The 16,776-nt window shown below is 61.1% G+C and carries 17 protein-coding genes and 1 tRNA gene; 3 read left to right on the forward strand and 15 right to left on the reverse strand.

What is annotated here, in order from left to right; translation table 11 throughout:
* Positions 1-42: 42 nt before the first annotated feature.
* Positions 43-606 carry a hypothetical protein gene (locus tag NIM87_RS08620; protein WP_254674248.1) on the forward strand — a complete coding sequence of 188 codons (564 nt, stop codon included), beginning with the start codon at positions 43-45 and terminating at the stop codon, positions 604-606.
* Positions 607-609: 3 nt separating this feature from the next.
* Here NIM87_RS08620 and NIM87_RS08625 read toward each other — a convergent pair whose 3' ends face one another.
* From NIM87_RS08625 to NIM87_RS08645, 5 genes are all read right to left on the reverse strand, one after another.
* Entirely contained in the window at positions 610-1,935 is a 1,326-nt protein-coding gene (locus NIM87_RS08625; protein ID WP_254674249.1) for a lipopolysaccharide biosynthesis protein, read from the reverse strand.
* A complete protein-coding gene (locus NIM87_RS08630; protein ID WP_254674250.1) occupies positions 1,932-3,107 on the reverse strand; it encodes a lipid II:glycine glycyltransferase FemX in 1,176 nt (391 codons plus the stop codon). Before NIM87_RS08630 ends, NIM87_RS08625 begins: the two co-directional genes overlap by 4 nt.
* Positions 3,108-3,274: 167 nt before the next feature.
* Positions 3,275-3,973 carry a YjbE family putative metal transport protein gene (locus tag NIM87_RS08635; protein ID WP_254674251.1) on the reverse strand — a complete coding sequence of 233 codons (699 nt, stop codon included), beginning with the start codon at positions 3,971-3,973 and terminating at the stop codon, positions 3,275-3,277.
* Positions 3,974-4,168: 195 nt separating this feature from the next.
* The gene (locus NIM87_RS08640) at positions 4,169-5,080 is read right to left on the reverse strand and encodes a dioxygenase family protein (protein WP_254674252.1); all 912 of its coding nucleotides are present in this window, start codon (positions 5,078-5,080) and stop codon (positions 4,169-4,171) included.
* Positions 5,081-5,280: 200 nt separating this feature from the next.
* Positions 5,281-5,356: transfer RNA gene (locus NIM87_RS08645), tRNA-Lys, on the reverse strand.
* Positions 5,357-5,525: 169 nt separating this feature from the next.
* Here NIM87_RS08645 and NIM87_RS08650 point away from each other — a divergent pair.
* Together NIM87_RS08650 and NIM87_RS08655 are read left to right on the forward strand one after the other, a co-directional pair.
* Entirely contained in the window at positions 5,526-5,678 is a 153-nt protein-coding gene (locus NIM87_RS08650; protein ID WP_254674253.1) for a hypothetical protein, read from the forward strand.
* 323 nt (positions 5,679-6,001) lie between these two features.
* Positions 6,002-7,111 (forward strand): pyridoxal phosphate-dependent aminotransferase, encoded by a 1,110-nt coding sequence (locus tag NIM87_RS08655; RefSeq protein ID WP_254674254.1) that lies wholly within the window; start codon positions 6,002-6,004, stop codon positions 7,109-7,111.
* Here the strand turns inward: NIM87_RS08655 and NIM87_RS08660 are convergent.
* From NIM87_RS08660 to NIM87_RS08705, 10 genes are all read right to left on the reverse strand, one after another.
* Entirely contained in the window at positions 7,096-8,040 is a 945-nt protein-coding gene (locus tag NIM87_RS08660; protein WP_254674255.1) for an endonuclease/exonuclease/phosphatase family protein, read from the reverse strand. The genes NIM87_RS08655 and NIM87_RS08660 overlap by 16 nt on opposite strands.
* Positions 8,041-8,159: 119 nt before the next feature.
* Positions 8,160-9,713 (reverse strand): 2-isopropylmalate synthase, encoded by a 1,554-nt coding sequence (locus NIM87_RS08665; RefSeq protein WP_254674256.1) that lies wholly within the window; start codon positions 9,711-9,713, stop codon positions 8,160-8,162.
* A gap of 119 nt (positions 9,714-9,832) precedes the next feature.
* Complete coding sequence (locus tag NIM87_RS08670; protein ID WP_254674257.1) at positions 9,833-9,988, reverse strand: hypothetical protein; 156 nt, start codon at positions 9,986-9,988, stop codon at positions 9,833-9,835.
* A 62-nt stretch (positions 9,989-10,050) separates the two neighbouring features.
* Positions 10,051-10,479 (reverse strand): CopD family protein, encoded by a 429-nt coding sequence (locus NIM87_RS08675; protein ID WP_254674258.1) that lies wholly within the window; start codon positions 10,477-10,479, stop codon positions 10,051-10,053.
* A gap of 62 nt (positions 10,480-10,541) precedes the next feature.
* Positions 10,542-11,426 (reverse strand): PhzF family phenazine biosynthesis protein, encoded by an 885-nt coding sequence (locus NIM87_RS08680; protein ID WP_254674259.1) that lies wholly within the window; start codon positions 11,424-11,426, stop codon positions 10,542-10,544.
* On the reverse strand, positions 11,423-11,920 hold the full coding sequence (locus NIM87_RS08685) for a heme-degrading domain-containing protein (RefSeq protein WP_254674260.1): 498 nt from the start codon (positions 11,918-11,920) through the stop codon (positions 11,423-11,425). The genes NIM87_RS08680 and NIM87_RS08685 overlap by 4 nt, the downstream gene beginning before the upstream one ends.
* A gap of 3 nt (positions 11,921-11,923) precedes the next feature.
* Positions 11,924-12,388, reverse strand: coding sequence for a GFA family protein (locus NIM87_RS08690; RefSeq protein ID WP_254674261.1), 465 nt, complete (start codon positions 12,386-12,388; stop codon positions 11,924-11,926).
* A gap of 61 nt (positions 12,389-12,449) precedes the next feature.
* On the reverse strand, positions 12,450-14,219 hold the full coding sequence (locus tag NIM87_RS08695) for a B12-binding domain-containing radical SAM protein (protein WP_254674262.1): 1,770 nt from the start codon (positions 14,217-14,219) through the stop codon (positions 12,450-12,452).
* A 156-nt stretch (positions 14,220-14,375) separates the two neighbouring features.
* Positions 14,376-15,395 carry a ketol-acid reductoisomerase gene (ilvC, locus tag NIM87_RS08700; protein ID WP_254674263.1) on the reverse strand — a complete coding sequence of 340 codons (1,020 nt, stop codon included), beginning with the start codon at positions 15,393-15,395 and terminating at the stop codon, positions 14,376-14,378.
* 34 nt (positions 15,396-15,429) lie between these two features.
* Complete coding sequence (locus tag NIM87_RS08705) at positions 15,430-16,077, reverse strand: TetR/AcrR family transcriptional regulator C-terminal domain-containing protein (RefSeq protein ID WP_254674264.1); 648 nt, start codon at positions 16,075-16,077, stop codon at positions 15,430-15,432.
* Positions 16,078-16,776: the final 699 nt, after the last annotated feature.

The following is a 16,776-nucleotide window of genomic DNA, read 5'->3' on the forward strand; positions in this document are numbered from 1 at the left end:
CCAAAGGCCGCGTGTCGGACCGGCCGCCATCAGGAGCTGCCCATGGCCGAAATGACCATTCGCGCCGCCACCCATGCGGATATCGACCTCGTCCATCGCGAGCTGAGCGATGTCATCGTGCAGTCGCCGCACTACAATGATCGCTTCAAGCAACACGAGGCCGGACGGCTCAACAAGCCGTTTCTCAAGGGCCTCATGGCCATCGACCCCTGGCACATCATGCTGATGTGCGCCGATGGCGTGCCGGGTGGCGCCATGGTGTCTGGCCCGGAATGCGGATCGTTGTTCCGCTATTGGAGCTGGGTCTTCCCTAGCCATCGCCAGACCAAGCTGGGCATGTTCGGCATGCGCGAATTCGACGCGCATTGGGACAACACACGCTTTCACAAGGCCTATACTTTCGTGCGGCCCGACAACGAGGTCGCCCGCATGCTGCTCAAGCGTTACGGCTACAAGGAAACGGCGCTGCTCGAGCAGCACATCTTCGGGCAGGATTACCTGCTGATCGAGAAATTCTATGAGCGGCCCGATGTCGACTATGACAGTGGCTATGTGGGCCGGCTGGGCCGGATCAAGAACCGGCTCAAAGGGCTTGTTGGCGCCTGAGGCCTACTCCGCAGCAGCCGGTGCCCGTCGCGCCCGGAACCAGTGCAGGATCGACACATCGATCCCCGCCGTACGGAGCGCGACCAGCCACAGCACCACCGACCAAACTGAAATGGCAATGATCGCCGCCATGGCCGCGCCGACAAGGTGGAAGGACGGCACGAGCAGCACATTGCCCAGCGCCAGGGTCCCCATGCCCAGCAGCACGGCCGGCAGGCTGGCCCATGGGCGGTCGTGAATGGAAAGCACCATGGAGGCGGGGCCCATGGCGGAACGCACCACCAGGCCCAGGCAAAGGATCGTCAGCGGCAAAGCGCCCGCGGTGAATTCGGGGCCGAACAGCAGCAGGGCGAAGGGGGCCCCGATCAACACCACCACGAACAGCCCGAGCGAAACCACGCTCGCCGCAACATTGGCCTCGCCCACCTTGCGGTTGAAGGCGGCGCGATCCGCATTGGCTTCGCTTTCGAACATGTCCGGCAAGATGACTGCATAGACAGCGGCGACACCAAACGAGACAAGCGCGAAGATTCGCGTACAGACCCCGAAGATCGCCAGTTCTTCGCGATCAAGCAGGTTGGCCAGCAGCAGCAGATCGATGTCGAAGAAGAAATCGGTAGCAAGGGTAATCAGCACCCAGGGGGCAGCAAACCGCCACCAGCGGGGTGCCTCGGCTGATCGGGCCTCGGTTGTATCAGCAACGCGCGGCAATGTGGCGATCACGAAGCCCAGATGCACCAGCGCAATGGCCACATAGCCAAAGGCGGTGATCCAGAGCATGGCGCCGAAGGCCTCAGCCGGCGAGTTCATCACCGCGGCGCAGCCGAGCACCGTTGCCAGCATCATCATCGGGCGGAAGATGCCATCGGCAAAAAAGCCGGCGAAGGGGCGCTTCAGCCCTATCAGCACGGTCCCATTGACATAGACAAGCGCCGTGGCGAGGGCGAGCATCGCCACCGGCACGAAATAGATCGCGACGACGTTTTCACCCAGGCCCAGCACATTCAATAGCCATGCACCGAACAGCAATAGCGCCAGGAAAACCAGCGCGACATGGCCATAGGCCCGCGTGACAAAGGCAATGAGTTGGCGCCGGTCGCCACGGGCACGGTATTCAGCAGCGAAATAGGCGCCGATCGTCTGGAAGCCGAGAGGCATGCCGACGGCGATCAGGTTCACTGCCGCAATGACGATGAGATAATCGCCCAGAATGGCTGCGCCCCAGACGCGCGCGATAAAGGCCTGCACCAGAAAGATGAGACCAGCGCCAAACAGGCGCCCGCCAAAGATGACAGTGGATTGCGACGCCAGCCGCCGCGCCAGGCTCATTGGAATTCCGCAGACACGGGCGACGGCGCCTGATCGGCCCGGGCACGGGAAGGACGCAGCATTTCGACGCGACGGCGCAACTCACCGAAGAGTTCGCGCGCTGCAAAGGCCCCTGCCCCGAAGGCATAGGCCAATGGCCGGGAGGCATAATTGGCAACCGGCGGAACGGGCCGGATCAAGCCGGCATCGCCCACCATGCCCTTCTTGAACTGATGCAGCCCCTGGAAACCATCCGTGCCGCCCAGGTCATACCAATTGGCGCGCGTGTGATCGCGCAGCCAGCGAATGATATGCCAATGCATGAAATAGCCGGCGCGAAGCGGCAGCGCTTTCTCATTGGTGGCGCCATAGAGATAAACCGCCCGGTTTCCTGCCTTAAAGATCAGCGCCCCGGCGACCAGTTCGCCCTCATGACGCACGAAGAAAAGCTCGGGCCGAAGCTGTTCGTCCATAGCCATCAAGGCATCGAGCGTGTCGAAGGCCGAATAGTCTGCGAACTGCTTGCGGTCGCTCATCGCCGCATAGAGGGTATTGAAATCGTCCAGCCGCTCGGGCCCGGCATGTTCAAACACAAGGTCCGACTTGTCCGCCTTGTTGAGCTGCCGCCGCCAGGTCTGGTCAAAGCTCTTGCGCTGCGCCTCGTCGCTCAAGCGCAGATTGACCAGATAGCGGTCGGGGAATCGCAACAGCGCGCCGCGCTTGAAGCCACGCGCCCGCAAAGCCTGATATTCGCTGTTATGATCCAGCACACTGGCGTGCGGCAGTACAGACAGCATCATGCCGCGCTGATCCGCATATTCGGCGATCAGCGCCTCGACCATGCCAGCATAGACAGCCGGCGCATCTGTCGCACGGACATCGGCCAGCATCGGGCCCCATTTGACAATTGCGATCTGGGCGAGCCCGAGCGGCAGTTGCTGCACCATCACCAGCGCGCCACCAACAATCCGGCCCTTGCGCTCGAACAGGCGCGGTTCTGGCGCAACGCCCGGCCAGCGGATCGAGGCGAAGGCGAACAATTGTTCCTGGCAGATGCAATCGAACCCGGAGATCACCGCATCCCATTCGTGTCCGTCGACTTTTCGCGACACAAGCGTTGGCGCCTCAACGCGATCCGCGGTCCGCGACAAAGGTTGCGTTTGATCCAGGGTCATTCCAACGGTGGCGGACATGGCGGCGCTTCCGGCTTGATACATTCAGCCGAAAGCTAGCCCCGCGAGGTGAGCAAATCCCTATCCCCGCCAGACAAATGCAGCAAACCTGCCGCCTTGGTTACCAAAATTCGAACTGTCCCGAAGGCCAATCACGCCATTGGCGTGATTGGCGTCACCGTTAGGCGTCAGTGCGCGGCAGCAGCGCCCAGCTCATGCGGCGTATAGAGCAGCGGAATGGCCGGGATATCGACAAACGCGCCCAGCCCTTCGAGCGTCATGCGCAGGGCCACGAACAGGATGATGACCAAGCCGACCCAGGCAATCCAGCGGAAGCGATGCAGGAGGCGGGCAATGAAAGTTGCCGCCACACCCATCAGGACCACGGACAGGGCCAGGCCAAAGATCAGGGCTTCGGTGTGGTGCTGCGCTGCACCAGCCACGGCCAGCACATTGTCGAGCGACATCGAGACGTCGGCGATGATGATCTGGATGACTGCCTGGCGAAGGGACTTTTTCGGCGCTCTGCCGGCCACGCTGCCATCGGCGTTATAGTCGGCGTCCGAAAGGGCTTCAGTCGCCTCTTCCTCTTCTTCCTGGGAGACCGTGAGCTCGCGGTACATCTTCCAACACACCCAGAGCAGAAGGATACCGCCGGCGATCAGCAGGCCGCCGCCAAGCGAGAGCAGCTGGGTGGTGATAAGCGCAAAGCCGATGCGCAGGCCGGTCGCGGCCAGAATACCGATAAGAATGGCGCGACGCCGCAGCTCGGGGGCAAGTCCGGCAGCGGCAAGACCGATCACGACGGCATTGTCTCCGGCCAGGACAAGGTCAATCATGATGACCTGGAGAAGTGACGAAAAGAAACTCGGGTCGATACCGAACATGATGTGTCCTTGCGGGGAAACCACGGAGAAGTGCCACGCTGCTACTGCCACGCGGCGTGCACATCAAGGGGGCAAGGCCTTCAACCCGACGAAAGTTCAAGAATTGAAGGGGATTTGGCGCCCATCCGACAGCTTGGCGACAGAAATACGCCTCTGAAAGTAACAGGGCGGCCAGTGGCCACCCCGCAATCTCGACTAGCCATTGGACGGCAGGGCGGGCGGTTCGCCGCCAAAGCCTTCGGGGGGCGCGCCGCCGGGAGCCCCCATGCCCTCAGGGGGCGCCATCATGCTGCCACTACTGCGTTCGGCTGTCAGGTCGACCGGAATGGTGATGGCGCCGGCATAGCCCGCCTGCGGGTCACCGGTCAGCGCCAAGGTCTGCTGGGCGATCTGGTCGGCGGTGTTGTCGTTAAAGACATTGTCAGTCGCAATGGTGATGCGACCGAGGTTCTGCGTGCCATTGGAATAGCGGGCATCGGCGGCGTAAACGGCCGCGCTTTCCGCCTCCGGCAAAGCAATCTGCGCAGTCAGCAGCGATGCGTCCCCGCTGACGGCCGCCTCGACGCTCTCGAAAATCTCAAAGTGCATATGTGGCCAGCGACCATCGTAGCAGCCAGGAACGATGGTGGTGAAACGCACCTTGCCTTCGGCATCGGCTACGCCAACGCCACGCAGATAGTTCGCCTCGGTGACATCATAGAGCGAATAATTGCCGGTGGCGTCGCAATGCCAGAGATAGATCGCATAGCCCTCGAGCGGCGTGCAACCATCGGCATTGACCAGCGTCAGTTCGATGTCGAGCTGCAGTCCGTCGGCGACCGGGGTCAGCGTGCCGAAGGAGCCACGCAGGTCCTGGCGGATAACGCCCTGTTCGGTCAGCGCATTGACCACCTGGCCATCTTTCACATTGCTACCATCGGCCGGATAGGGGCCGGCGGTTTCCCAGGGCAAAGCAACGCATTCGAGAGCCGCCGCCGCGCCGCCTGTCAGGCCAACCAGCCCCGCACCACCCATCAGGGCCAACAGGCGGCGGCGGCCAAGCATTTTGGGCAGATCATGGGCAAAGCCCAGGTCATGGTCATGATGATCGTCGTGGTGATGCGACATGGGCGGTTCCTTCCTGATGGGGCCGTCAGACACTTGCCACCAAATAGCGTTATTGGTGGGTCAGGCAGGACATACGAAACCGAACCTATCCGGCCCAATTCCAATGGATGAACAATTGGCAATCCGGCCTGAGGCCGGAAACCAATCAGTTCCCGCTCACCGAAGTGAGTTCAATCTGATCAGGAATTTTGGAGGGACTTTGGTGGGTGCACAAGGGCTCGAACCTTGGACCCGCTGATTAAGAGTCAGCTGCTCTACCATCTGAGCTATGCACCCGGGAAGCTTTTTGAAGAGCTCCGGCACCGAAGTGGCGCCTCTCTACCAAAGCGATTCCGACCTGTCCAGCACCCAAAAGCAGATTGTGTGGATAAACTGCAACGCGCCGCTCTCCGCGCCATGCAAAACGCCCGGCTGTCAGGCCGGGCGTAAGTCACTATTGCCGCAAATGCCGATAATCGTTCAGTTCCAGAACGTTGCTGACCGGCTTGGCCTGTTCGGGGCGGATTTCTTCCATCAACCCGATGGTACGTTCAATGATGTGACGCAATTGACGCGATCGCTGGTCCGCCCCCTGCAGAATGGTGGCGGCTCGCTGTAGATGGTCACGCGCAAGCACGTAGGTGGGAGGCACCGCAGTCTCCTTTAGATGTAGATTGTCGCAGAATCGCCTCGTTGGCGCGTCCTCAAGGTGCGCCGCCCGTAGTTCTCGACTCCTTGCCGGGGTGCGCGGCATTTAAATCGAATTGGCAGAACTTTATTTTGCCCCGGAAAGGGCCGGAACACGGGCCTGTCGCAAACAGCAAGCCCCCTTGGCTTTGTGCAAAACTCCGGGGACGGACGATATCGAGGGGCGCGATAGCGCTGGCAGCAGCGGCACGGAACGTTAAGATCGGGGTGGAATCGCAGCGCAAGGCTTATCCCGTGTCTCACCCGCCATTTACCGCCATCATCGACAGCCTGCCCGAAACCGTGCCCTTTGTCGGCCCCGAAACCATCGAGCGGCGCACCGGCATTGCGACGCGCGCGCGCATCGGTGCCAACGAATCCGGCTTCGGCCCGAGCCCACGGGTGATCGCTGCGCTGCGCGAGGCCGCGCCTGAGGTCTGGACCTATCCTGACCCCGAAAACTATGAACTGCGCTCAGCTCTGGCCGCACACCTTGGCATTGCCAATGACGAAGTGACGATCAGCGAGGGCATCGACGGGTTGATGGGGCTGTTGGTGCGATTGTTCATCGCGCCGGGCGATGTCGTCGTCACGTCTTTGGGCGCCTACCCCACCTTTAATTATCACGTCACCGGTTTTGGCGGGGACCTGCGCTTCGTGCCCTATAGTGGCGTGCACGAGAACCCTGAGGCGCTGGCCGCCAAGGCGCGCGAGACCAATGCCAGGATGGTCTATCTGGCCAACCCGGACAATCCGATGGGGTCGTTCTGGTCGGCCGCCGATATTGCCCGTTTCATCGATGCAGTGCCCGAAAACTGCCTGATCGTGCTCGATGAGGCTTATATGGAAACAGCGCCGGAGATACCGCTGGCCCTCGACACCTCACGCCCGAACCTTCTGCGCCTGAGGACGTTTTCAAAGGCCTATGGCATGGCGGGGCTGCGTTGCGGCTATGCCATCGGACATCGCCGCCTGGTGGGCGCCTTTAACCGCATCCGCAACCACTTTGGCGTCAACAAGCAGGCGCAGGTCGCCGCACTTACCGCCCTGGATGACCAGACCTATCTGCGCTGGGCCGTGGATGCTATTGCCGATGCGCGGCTGCGGATTGCCAGGATTGCGACGGAGAACGGCTTGCGGGCCCTGCCCTCAGCCACCAATTTTGTTGCCATCGACTGCGGACGCGATGGTCCATACGCGCTGGCCATTCTTGAAGCGCTGGCCCATGAGGGCGTCTTTGTCCGCAAACCCGCCGCGCCGGGGCTTGATCAACACATCCGCATCAGCGCCGGCCCGCCGGGCATACTCGATATCCTGGCCGAAGCCATGCCCATCGCGGTGAAAAACGCTCAGTCCGCGCCGTAAAGACCAACGGTGGCCCAAAGCGGGCGGTGGTTCGACCCGTAGCTTTCCCCGGATTCGAGGCTGATCAATTGAGCGGCGCCGCGTGTAAAGACGTTATCAATAGGCACGCCGAGCGGTCCGAGGCGCACCGGCCAGGTTGCGGGCTGGGTGGGGCCGGATGCCAGTCCCTGCTCGCGTCCAATCCAAGCCATCGGCTCGGTCCATGAGGCCGAGTTGAAATCGCCGGCCAGCACGAGTGGCCCTTCAATGCCATCCAGCGCCCGGTCAATGTGCCAAAGTTCAACCTCGGCGACATTGTCGTAATAGGGCTTGGTCAGGTGGATGCCCGCCACCGAGACGCGCTGACCATCGACGTTGATGCGGCCTATGATCAGCCGTTCACGCCCGAGCGGCGGCAAATCCGCCACGCTAACCTCTTCAAACGGGTAGCGCGAATGAAGGGATATGTCGCAGACAACGGTATCCTCGCATCCCGCGCGATAGGGAAACACTTCGGCGAGCCTATCCAGGTGAGACTCGATCCCCGGCGTTTCCATGATAAGCGCCACATCCGGTGGATTGGCGATGATGGCCTCCACCAGCTCCTCACTGCGCGGGTTACCGGTCAGCACATTGAAGCTGAGGAAGCGAAACTGTGCCAGTGGCGCCGAGGCGTAGTCCACGCGCCGCGCCTGAAAGTCGAGAACATAGGTGGCGCTGTGCGCACCAAACCCGAGCATGACCATGAGCAGGAGAAGGCCACGCCAGCGGGCGCCGGCCAAGGCCAGCGCGGCCGCCAGCCCTATTCCGCAGGCAATGAGGTGAAAGCGCAGCGATTGCAGCAGCAGTTCGCCCGGCAGGCCGGGCTGGACAATGATGACAGCAAAGACGACGACCAGAAACCCGCTCAGCGCCAGCAATGCGCCGCGCCATTCTCCCCAGCTCAACATGACATCATCCAAAGTCCTCTTGACGCCCACACCAGGCAAGTGGGGGCATTTCTCCGTCTGCACAGGCGCAAGAAAAAGGCCCCGGATTGACCCGGGGCCTATAACATGGGGCAGCGCGATCAGCCAGCCAGCGCACCCTGCGCCGAGGCGCCGCGCTCGATCATCACGCGGTTGAGCGCATTGAGATAGGCGCGGGCCGAGGCCACCAGCGTGTCGGGTTCCGCAGCATTGCCCGAGGCGATGCGACCGTTCATTTCGAGACGCACATGGGCCGAGGCCTGGGCGTCTGTGCCGCCGGTCACGCCATCAACGGCGTACAGGACCAGATGCGGGTTCTGGCCGGAGGCGGCCTTGATGGCGTTGAAGATCGCATCCACCGACCCGGTGCCTTCGAACGACACCGCAGTCTGCTCGCCGTCAATGGTGACGGTCAGGTCGCAGCGATGCACGCCGCCGGTCTTGGAGACAACTTCCATGTCCACCAAGCGGATCCGATCACCGACCGAACCGACCTCGTCATCGACCAGCGCGATGATATCGGCGTCATAGACATGCTTCTTGCGGTCAGCCAGATCCTTGAAGCGCTGGAAGGCTTCCTGGAAGGCGTTGTCGCCCAATTCGTAGCCCAGTTCCTTGAGCTTGTCCTTGTAGGCAGCACGGCCCGAATGCTTGCCCATGACCAGCGTGGTTTCCTTGATCCCGACACTGGCCGGGGTCATGATCTCATAGGTCTCGGCATTCTTGAGCATGCCGTCCTGATGGATGCCGCTTTCATGGGCGAAGGCGTTCTTGCCCACGATGGCCTTGTTGTACTGCACGGGGAAATTGGATGCCGCCGAAACAATTCGGCTGGCGCGCGAGAGCTGGGTGCTGTCGATCTCGGTGTAATACGGCATGGCGTCGCCACGAGTGCGCAGCGCCATGACAACTTCTTCGAGCGCCGCATTGCCAGCCCGTTCACCCAGGCCATTGATAGTGCATTCAATTTGCCGCGCCCCACCGGCCACGCCCGCCAGCGAATTGGCGACGGCCATGCCCAAGTCGTCATGGCAATGGACCGAGAAGATCGCCTTTTCGGCGCCCGGCACACTTTCGATGATGGTCTTGAACATGGCGAAATGTTCTTCCGGCACGGCATAGCCAACAGTGTCGGGCAGGTTGATCGTCGTTGCACCAGCCTTGATGGCAGTTTCGACGCAGCGCTTGAGGAACTCCATGGGCGTGCGTGTGGCGTCCATGGCCGACCATTCGACATCGTCGATCAGATTGCGCGCCTGCGCCACGGTGCGGGCGATGATTTCAATAACTTCGTCTTCAGTTTTTTTCATCTGGTGGGCCAGATGAATAGGCGAGGTCGAAACAAAGGTATGGATGCGACCCTTACGGGCGTGACGCACCGCTTCCCCGGCCCGGTCAATATCAGCGGAGATGGCACGGGCCAGACCCGCCACGGTGGCGTTCTTGACCTGCTTGGCAACGGCCACTACGGCCTCGAAGTCACCATTGGACGCAATCGGGAAGCCGGCTTCGATGATATCGACGCCCATTTCGTCCAGCGCCTCGGCGACCTGGAGCTTTTCTTCCAGCGTCATGGTCGCGCCAGGCGATTGCTCGCCATCGCGCAGGGTGGTGTCGAAAATGAAGACGCGTTCTTTGTTGCTATCGACGTACATGGTCGTTCTCTTGTTACTTATCGGCCCCGAGGCAATGGCTCGCTGGACCGGACATTTCTGGATGTTCGGTTGTGGCGCAATCCCCTGACGACCCGCTCGTTAAACCGAGCTGCCGGTGATCAGGGGCTGATAAGAAGGAGAAGCAGCGCGGGGAGCAGCAGCAGGCCGGCAGCCAGCAGAATCCGGGCCTGATGGGCCTGGGTCTGTGCGATAGCAATGGCTTTGGCGCGGTTGCGCTGCATCGGGTACGCTCTGGTACGCTTGTCGTTGATCAAACAATGCGCGAATCCGCCCGAGGGTGCAAGTCCACGCAGGCCGATAAAGTTACTTTTTTGCGTCAGCTGAAGGCGAACACCGCCGTCAGCAACACGCCCAGATAAGCAAGGCTCGTTACCCTGTGCACGACACCGGCCCGCTTTCCTGCCGCGGCATCCCCGGCCTGTGAGCGCTTGAACAGAATGCCACCATAGATGACCGTGCCCAGCATCAGGGCCACCAGCGCCATCTTGAGCCAGAACCAGATCGATGCGCCGCCGAACCCGCCATATTTGAGAAACATCACCAGCGGGCCGGTGACGAGCAGTGTCACCATGGCAATCTTGCCGATCTGCGAGAGCGTGTTCATCACCCCAAAATAGCCGGTGCGCTGTTCCGGCGTGGCACTGGCGAGACGCGCCCCGATGACTGGCCCCACGACCGAGTTCGATCCGCCCGCCACGAAGGCGATGATGTGAATCCAGATGAGAAGATTGATAACGATGTCCATCGCACCCGCCCTTCAGCGCGTCCCCGGAAAGCAGATTAGCACAAGCGCGGCCGCGCGATAGATCAATCCGCCAGGTCCAGAGTCCCCTCGCCCACAACCACGGCGTGGCCGCCAATGGCCCCGTAAACGAGCTGGTCGTTCTCTTTGCGCAATTGCAGAGTAATGCGACAGGGGCGGCCCATTTCATGGCCCTGACGCAACACATAGTCAGCCTGGCCATTGCCCAGTTCCTGCTCGGCCAAAAGACCAATCAGGGCCGCCGCTGCCGAGCCGGTGCCGGGATCCTCGCCCAGCCCCATGCCGAACATGCGTGCCGCGATGTCGTTGTCCCCCTCTTCGGGGGTGAGCGTAAAGACATAGGCAGAGTGATGATCGTGGTGGAACACCTGTTCCCAGGCGGATCGATTGAGGGTGATGCTCCTGAGCACCGTGGCGTTGCGCACCGGCACAAGGTGGAAGGTTACCCCGGCTGAGAACACTGCCGGCTTGAAGACGTCGCAACCGAGGTCATCGACCTCGATACCCAGCGCCTGAGCGATGCCCAGCCGGTCAGGCAGGTCGGCCAGACGCGCGGGCAGGCGCGGCAGGGTGAACCGCGCTTCGCCCGTGCGACGGTCAGTGCGCTCGAAAAGAGCCGTCACCAGGCCAACCTTTTCCTCCATGCGAATGGCCGAGGCGCGGCTGTTAAGGCCCAGCGTCACCGCCGCGCCAACCGTCGGATGCCCGGCAAAGGGCAGTTCCTGATAGGGCGTGAAGATCCGCAAAGCGGCGCTGTTGCGCTCGTTCTGCGGCTTGCAGATGAAGACCGTCTCGCTCAGGTTGAACTCGCGCGCGATGGCCTGCATCTCATTGTCCATCAGCCCGTCCGCCTTGGGCACCACGGCCAGCGCATTGCCCTTGAGCGGGGTACGGGTGAAGACGTCGAGGATCAGATAGGGCAGCTTCACTTGGCAGGCTCCGGGAGGGCGTAGTCGGCCCGCGCCTTGCCCAGGTGGTCGCAGAGCGCATCGACGGCCACGCCGTGATCGCTGCGGCCCGGCAGGCCCGAAATGGTCAGCGTACCAATAATGCCCGCACCTGGCACGCGGATGGGAAACCCGCCGCCGGCGATAACATAATCGGCCGGATCAACGCCGTTCTGAGGCGGCAATGGCTCCTCGCCACGCTCGAGCACCATCCGATAGCTGGAGCGCTGAAAGCGGCGAACCACGTTGATCTTGCGCCGCACCCATTCGGTGTTGTCCAAGTTGGTGCCAGGGGTCGCGGCAAAGAACAGCTGCCGGTCAAAAGTCCGCAGATCCACCACCAGCGACAGACCTTCAGCCAGCGCCCGCTCGCGAATGGCCGTGCCGATGGCAAAGGCCACCGCCTCGTCGAAGGCCGGGAGCGCGAGTTCAAGTTCCTGGCGCTTGACGCGCTCGATTTCATCTTGCTTGTTCATGTCTCAATCCTGATGGGAGCGGGTCCAGGCGTCGAACAGTGGCGCGCGGTCGGCTGCGCCCTGTGGGAAATGGGGCAGCGCGGCATCGATCTGGGCCCAAGCAGCCTTGCTGTCGGTCCAGATATTGCCCACCGGCGCAGCCCAGTCCAAATTGTCGAGCGATCCGGCACGCACCACCTTGATGCCACCCGCCGGCGGCACGTTCCACAGCCATGTGTGGCAATGGGCGCAGAAGTGCATGCCAATGACATTGCCGCTGTCGGCCTTGCGGTCGTAACGATCAGTCTCGCCGGAGATCACATGGAAATCGTTATCCTTGACGATCATCGACATCGACCAGGCGGCGCCCGAATAGCGCTGGCAGTCCTTGCAATGGCAATTGTAGACGCTGAGGGGCGAGGCCTTTAGCTGGTAGCGCACCGCACCACACGAGCAGCCACCTTCGACCGGAAATTCTGGCAAGGCCATTCACGTCTCCCAAATCAATGCCGGACGGTTCTAGGCCAGAAGCCCGACGATTTGAAGCCGCCTATTCGGCGGCGGGCGACGTGATGTTGTGCTGGGCGTCACTGATGCGCTTTTGTTGATCGAGCCAGGCGAGCGCGTCGCTGCTCTTGAACAGCTCCAGATCGTTCTCGTTTTCAAGGTCAACCGGAGACATGGCCAGATCCGTGTAGCTGTGGCGGTTCTCGTCCCGCTCGACCTTGAGCTGCTTGAGCCCAAAGCGGAAATAGAGCCAGCCCCAGCGTGCCAGTTTCCAGCCCAGCTCAGCGTAATATCGGGGGTAGAACAGCAGGGCCGGTTCAATGGGCATGCCGCTGCGCCGGTTGAGTCGTGACTTGCGCCTGATCCAACCGACTTCGAGGGGATGCACGCCCTCGATTTTGAGAGCGCCCATGAACCAGGTGCACAGCAAGAGGATTTGCGACGTCGAGATATGCGAGGCCGCCGCCCGGCGCATGATCGTCTCGACATGGTCCAGCGTATAATAGCGGCTCCAGGCGTCTGCATAGACCTTTTCAAACTGCGCCTTGCTCATCGTTGGATGACCGGTGGTGTAGTGGTTGAGGTCATATTTGTTGAGATCGGCATCCATGGCGACGCCGGCCCGATGCAGCTTCTGGTGGTCTTCGGACCCCGGCAAGGGCGTGAGAAAGAAGAACTCCAGAATATCAACGGGAAGCTCGCGCTTGACCACATCGATATCGTGCATGATCCGCTCGGGCGTGTCGGTGGGAAAGCCGAGGATGTAGCCGGCATAGGTGATCACCCGCCACTGTTTCCAGGCTTGGAGCATTACCCGATATTCGGTGATCTTGTTCTGCCGCTTCTTGGCATCCTTGAGGTTGGCGGGATTGACGTTTTCAAGGCCGATAAACACCCGCGTCACGCCGGCGCGCGAGCACTTCTCAATGAAGTTGGGAATGCGGTGACAGAGCGTATCGACCTGGATGATAAAGTTGAAGCTGAGCCCTTCGACCTCGCGCATGTGGATCAGCCGGTCGAGGATCGGTTCCCAGTCCTTGTTACGGGCGAAATTATCGTCGGTAATGAAGTAGCGGTGCACGCCCTGCGCCAGATTAAGCCGAATGATCTTCTCAATATCGTCCGGCGACCGGCGGCGAGACTTGCGGCCCTGCACATTGATGATGGTGCAGAATGAACACTGATAGGGGCAGCCGCGGCCTGCATCGAAACTGGTGAGGTTATAGGCCGTACGCGACACGTGCTCGACCGGCATGAAGGGCACAGGCGTGTCCTCAATGCCCGGAAGATCGTTCATGAAATTGTAGAGCGGCTTCAACGCGCCAGCGACGGCATCGGCCATCACTTCGTCGGTGCGCCCCTCCATTTCGCCGGCAAACATGGAGATGCCCATGTCCTTGGCCTTCTGGAAGTCTGCATCCTCGCCGTTCAACATCGAAATGACGCCGGAGACATGGAAGCCACCAATTGCCACCTGGACGCCCGCAGCTTTGAGTGGGCGCGCGATATCGAGCGCGCGGGGAAACTGGTTGGACTGCACGCCGATCAGCATGACCAGCGCCCCATCGGCGCTCCGGCAGTCCGTGATGATCGCCTGGGTGTCGATCTCCGTATTGGTCTCATCCACCGTTTCGACCTCGACCGCCCATTCCGCCCCGAGCGCCTTGCGATCAATCACGTCGCGCACCAGACCATGCACAGACGCTAGGGAGTTGGAGGGAATGGGCGAGAGGCGCCACTGGATGACATAGCCGTCATCGTCATAGTGCGACGGCTTGATCAGATAGAGCCGGAACCGCTTGGTCAAAGTCACTATCCAGTCTCCCTGTTGGGAAGGCAGAGGTTGACGACGCTCAAGACTAGCCTAGCAGAATGAAAATCATGCGAAAGCCCCCGCTTTCTCTGCAAAACCCAAGAAAAAAGGCGGGCCCGAAGACCCGCCTTTCTCTTGTCATCGCTTTTGCGAGACTTAGTTCTTGGCCTTGTCGACCAGCGCGCCGGCCTTGATCCAGGGCATCATGTCGCGCAGCTTGGCGCCGACTTCCTCAATCGGATGCTCGTCGGCCAGGCGACGGGTCGCCTTGAAGCGCGAGGCGCCGCCCTTGTATTCCTGCATCCAGTCAGAGGTGAACTTGCCCGACTGAATGTCGTGCAACACGCGCTTCATCTCGGCCTTGGTTTCCGAGGTGATGATGCGCGGGCCGGTGACATATTCGCCCCACTCGGCAGTGTTCGAGATCGAGTAGTTCATGTTGGCGATGCCGCCCTGGTAGATCAGGTCGACGATCAGTTTCACTTCGTGCAGGCACTCGAAATAGGCCATTTCCGGGGCGTAGCCGGCTTCCACCAGCGTTTCGAAGCCAGCGCGGATCAACTCGACCAGACCGCCGCAGAGCACAGCCTGCTCACCGAACAGATCGGTTTCGCATTCTTCGCGGAAATTGGTTTCGATGATGCCTGAACGGCCGCCGCCAACACCCGAAGCATAGGCCAGGGCGATGTCGTGGGCATTGCCTGAAGCATCGTGGTGGACGGCGATCAGGCAAGGCACACCGCCGCCCTTCTGATATTCGCCGCGCACGGTGTGACCCGGGCCCTTGGGCGCGATCATAATCACGTCGACGGTCGACTTGGGCTCGATCAGGTTGAAATGGACATTGAGGCCATGGGCGAAGGCCAGTGCGGCGCCGTCGCGGATATTGGGCTCAATGTGGTCCCTGTAGATGTCGGCCTGAAGCTCATCGGGGGTGAGCAGCATGATGACGTCGGCCCAGGCGGAAGCCTCGGCAACGCTCATGACCTTGAGGCCTTCACCCTCGGCCTTCTTGGCCGACGGCGAACCCGGGCGCAGGCCAACGGCGACATCGGTAATGCCGCTATCGCGCAAGTTCAGCACATGGGCATGGCCCTGCGAGCCATAGCCGATGATGGCCACTTTCCGCGACTTGATGATGTTCAGATCGGCATCACGATCATAATAAACGCGCATTGGGGTTCTCCCTGAAGATTTTGCGATTTTTGTTTCAGCTACTTGCCTTGGCCCCGTAGAGGGCCAGGAACTGGTCCGCCGCAGCCTTCACATCGGCTTCGATGTTGGCCTCGACATTGGATTGGGTCAGGGCCTTGTCACCGAGCAGCAGACGAATCTGCACGTCGCGCACGACAAGGCCAAAAAAGGTGCGATAGGCCTCTTCGCTGGAGGGGAAGCGCAGCAAGCGTGCATCCCGTGCCGCTTCCAGAATCGGCTTCAGGCGCCGGCGAATGGCCATCGGCCCGTTTTCCAGCACGATATTGCCCAGATCATCCTTTTCCTGCGCGGCATGGGTAATGGCCGTGCGATTCAGCGTGATCGAGACTTCCCCGATAATGGTGGTCAGCAGGTCGCGCGCGAACTGTTCGAGGCTGGCGCGCAGCGCCTTGACGCTGAGATGGCTGCGGTCGACGAAGGGCATGCGCACCTTGGCCGCCTGCCATTGCACAGTGGCGGTCAGCAGGCCGTCCCGATCACCAAACCACTTGTAAAGCGTTTCCTTGGAGCACGAGGCGCGCCGCGCCACTGCCGTCATGGTGAGCCCGTCGCCATTCTCGACGAGCAAATCCAGCGCCGCCGTCAGCACTGCCTGCTGCCGGGGGGTGAAAGTCTCTTCGTTGACCTTGATGGCCAGGGCCACGGGAACCTCATCGCTTCAAAGGACGGCAAATGTCGCGCTGCCTTCCCTAACAAGGGCGTACCGTACGGTACGGTTCGTGGCAAGCGGAATTTTGCGGCTTAACCAAGGGGCAACAGCCTTGTAGGAGTCCGCCATAATCTGGATTCCAGAACGCCTACTTGAAAGAAAAGTCCGCCATAATATGGATTCCGGGCTTTTGCCCTGTATATAGGGACAAGACGGGCCTCGTCTGCCCCTTGGCGCTCGTCGTCGCCCGCCGCACCCTTCTTAGGGGTGAGGTGAACTTGGAAGAGACGGGTGTCTGCACCCCCCTGACTTCCATTTAAGGTCAGCTGGTACTGCATGATCTGCAAGGATTGCGGGACGACAGCGGAGCGAACCGCGCCGGGTTTGCCGGAGGTGTAATGTAACGGCCCATATAAGTTGGTCCCACACACCCGCATCCTGCCTCAATGGACCCAACAGTCCGCCTCAGGGTGAAGCAATCACTCAAAGGCCCCGAAATCGGGGCCTTTTTCTTTTCTGCAGATTTCATAGGAGTACGCATACCCCCTGCTCCAACTGCTAAAGCTGCGGGACCACCACTGGCTTCCTCGCCAGACTGAAACGCGATTTTTCGCTGCCCTGTAGCTCGTCCACTCCAGTGTTGCTCAGGTCCGGTGGTCGCCACATAGGTTTAAAGGATACCCAATCAGCGCA

Source organism: Devosia ureilytica (assembly GCF_024273195.1).
Taxonomy (GTDB): domain Bacteria; phylum Pseudomonadota; class Alphaproteobacteria; order Rhizobiales; family Devosiaceae; genus Devosia; species Devosia ureilytica.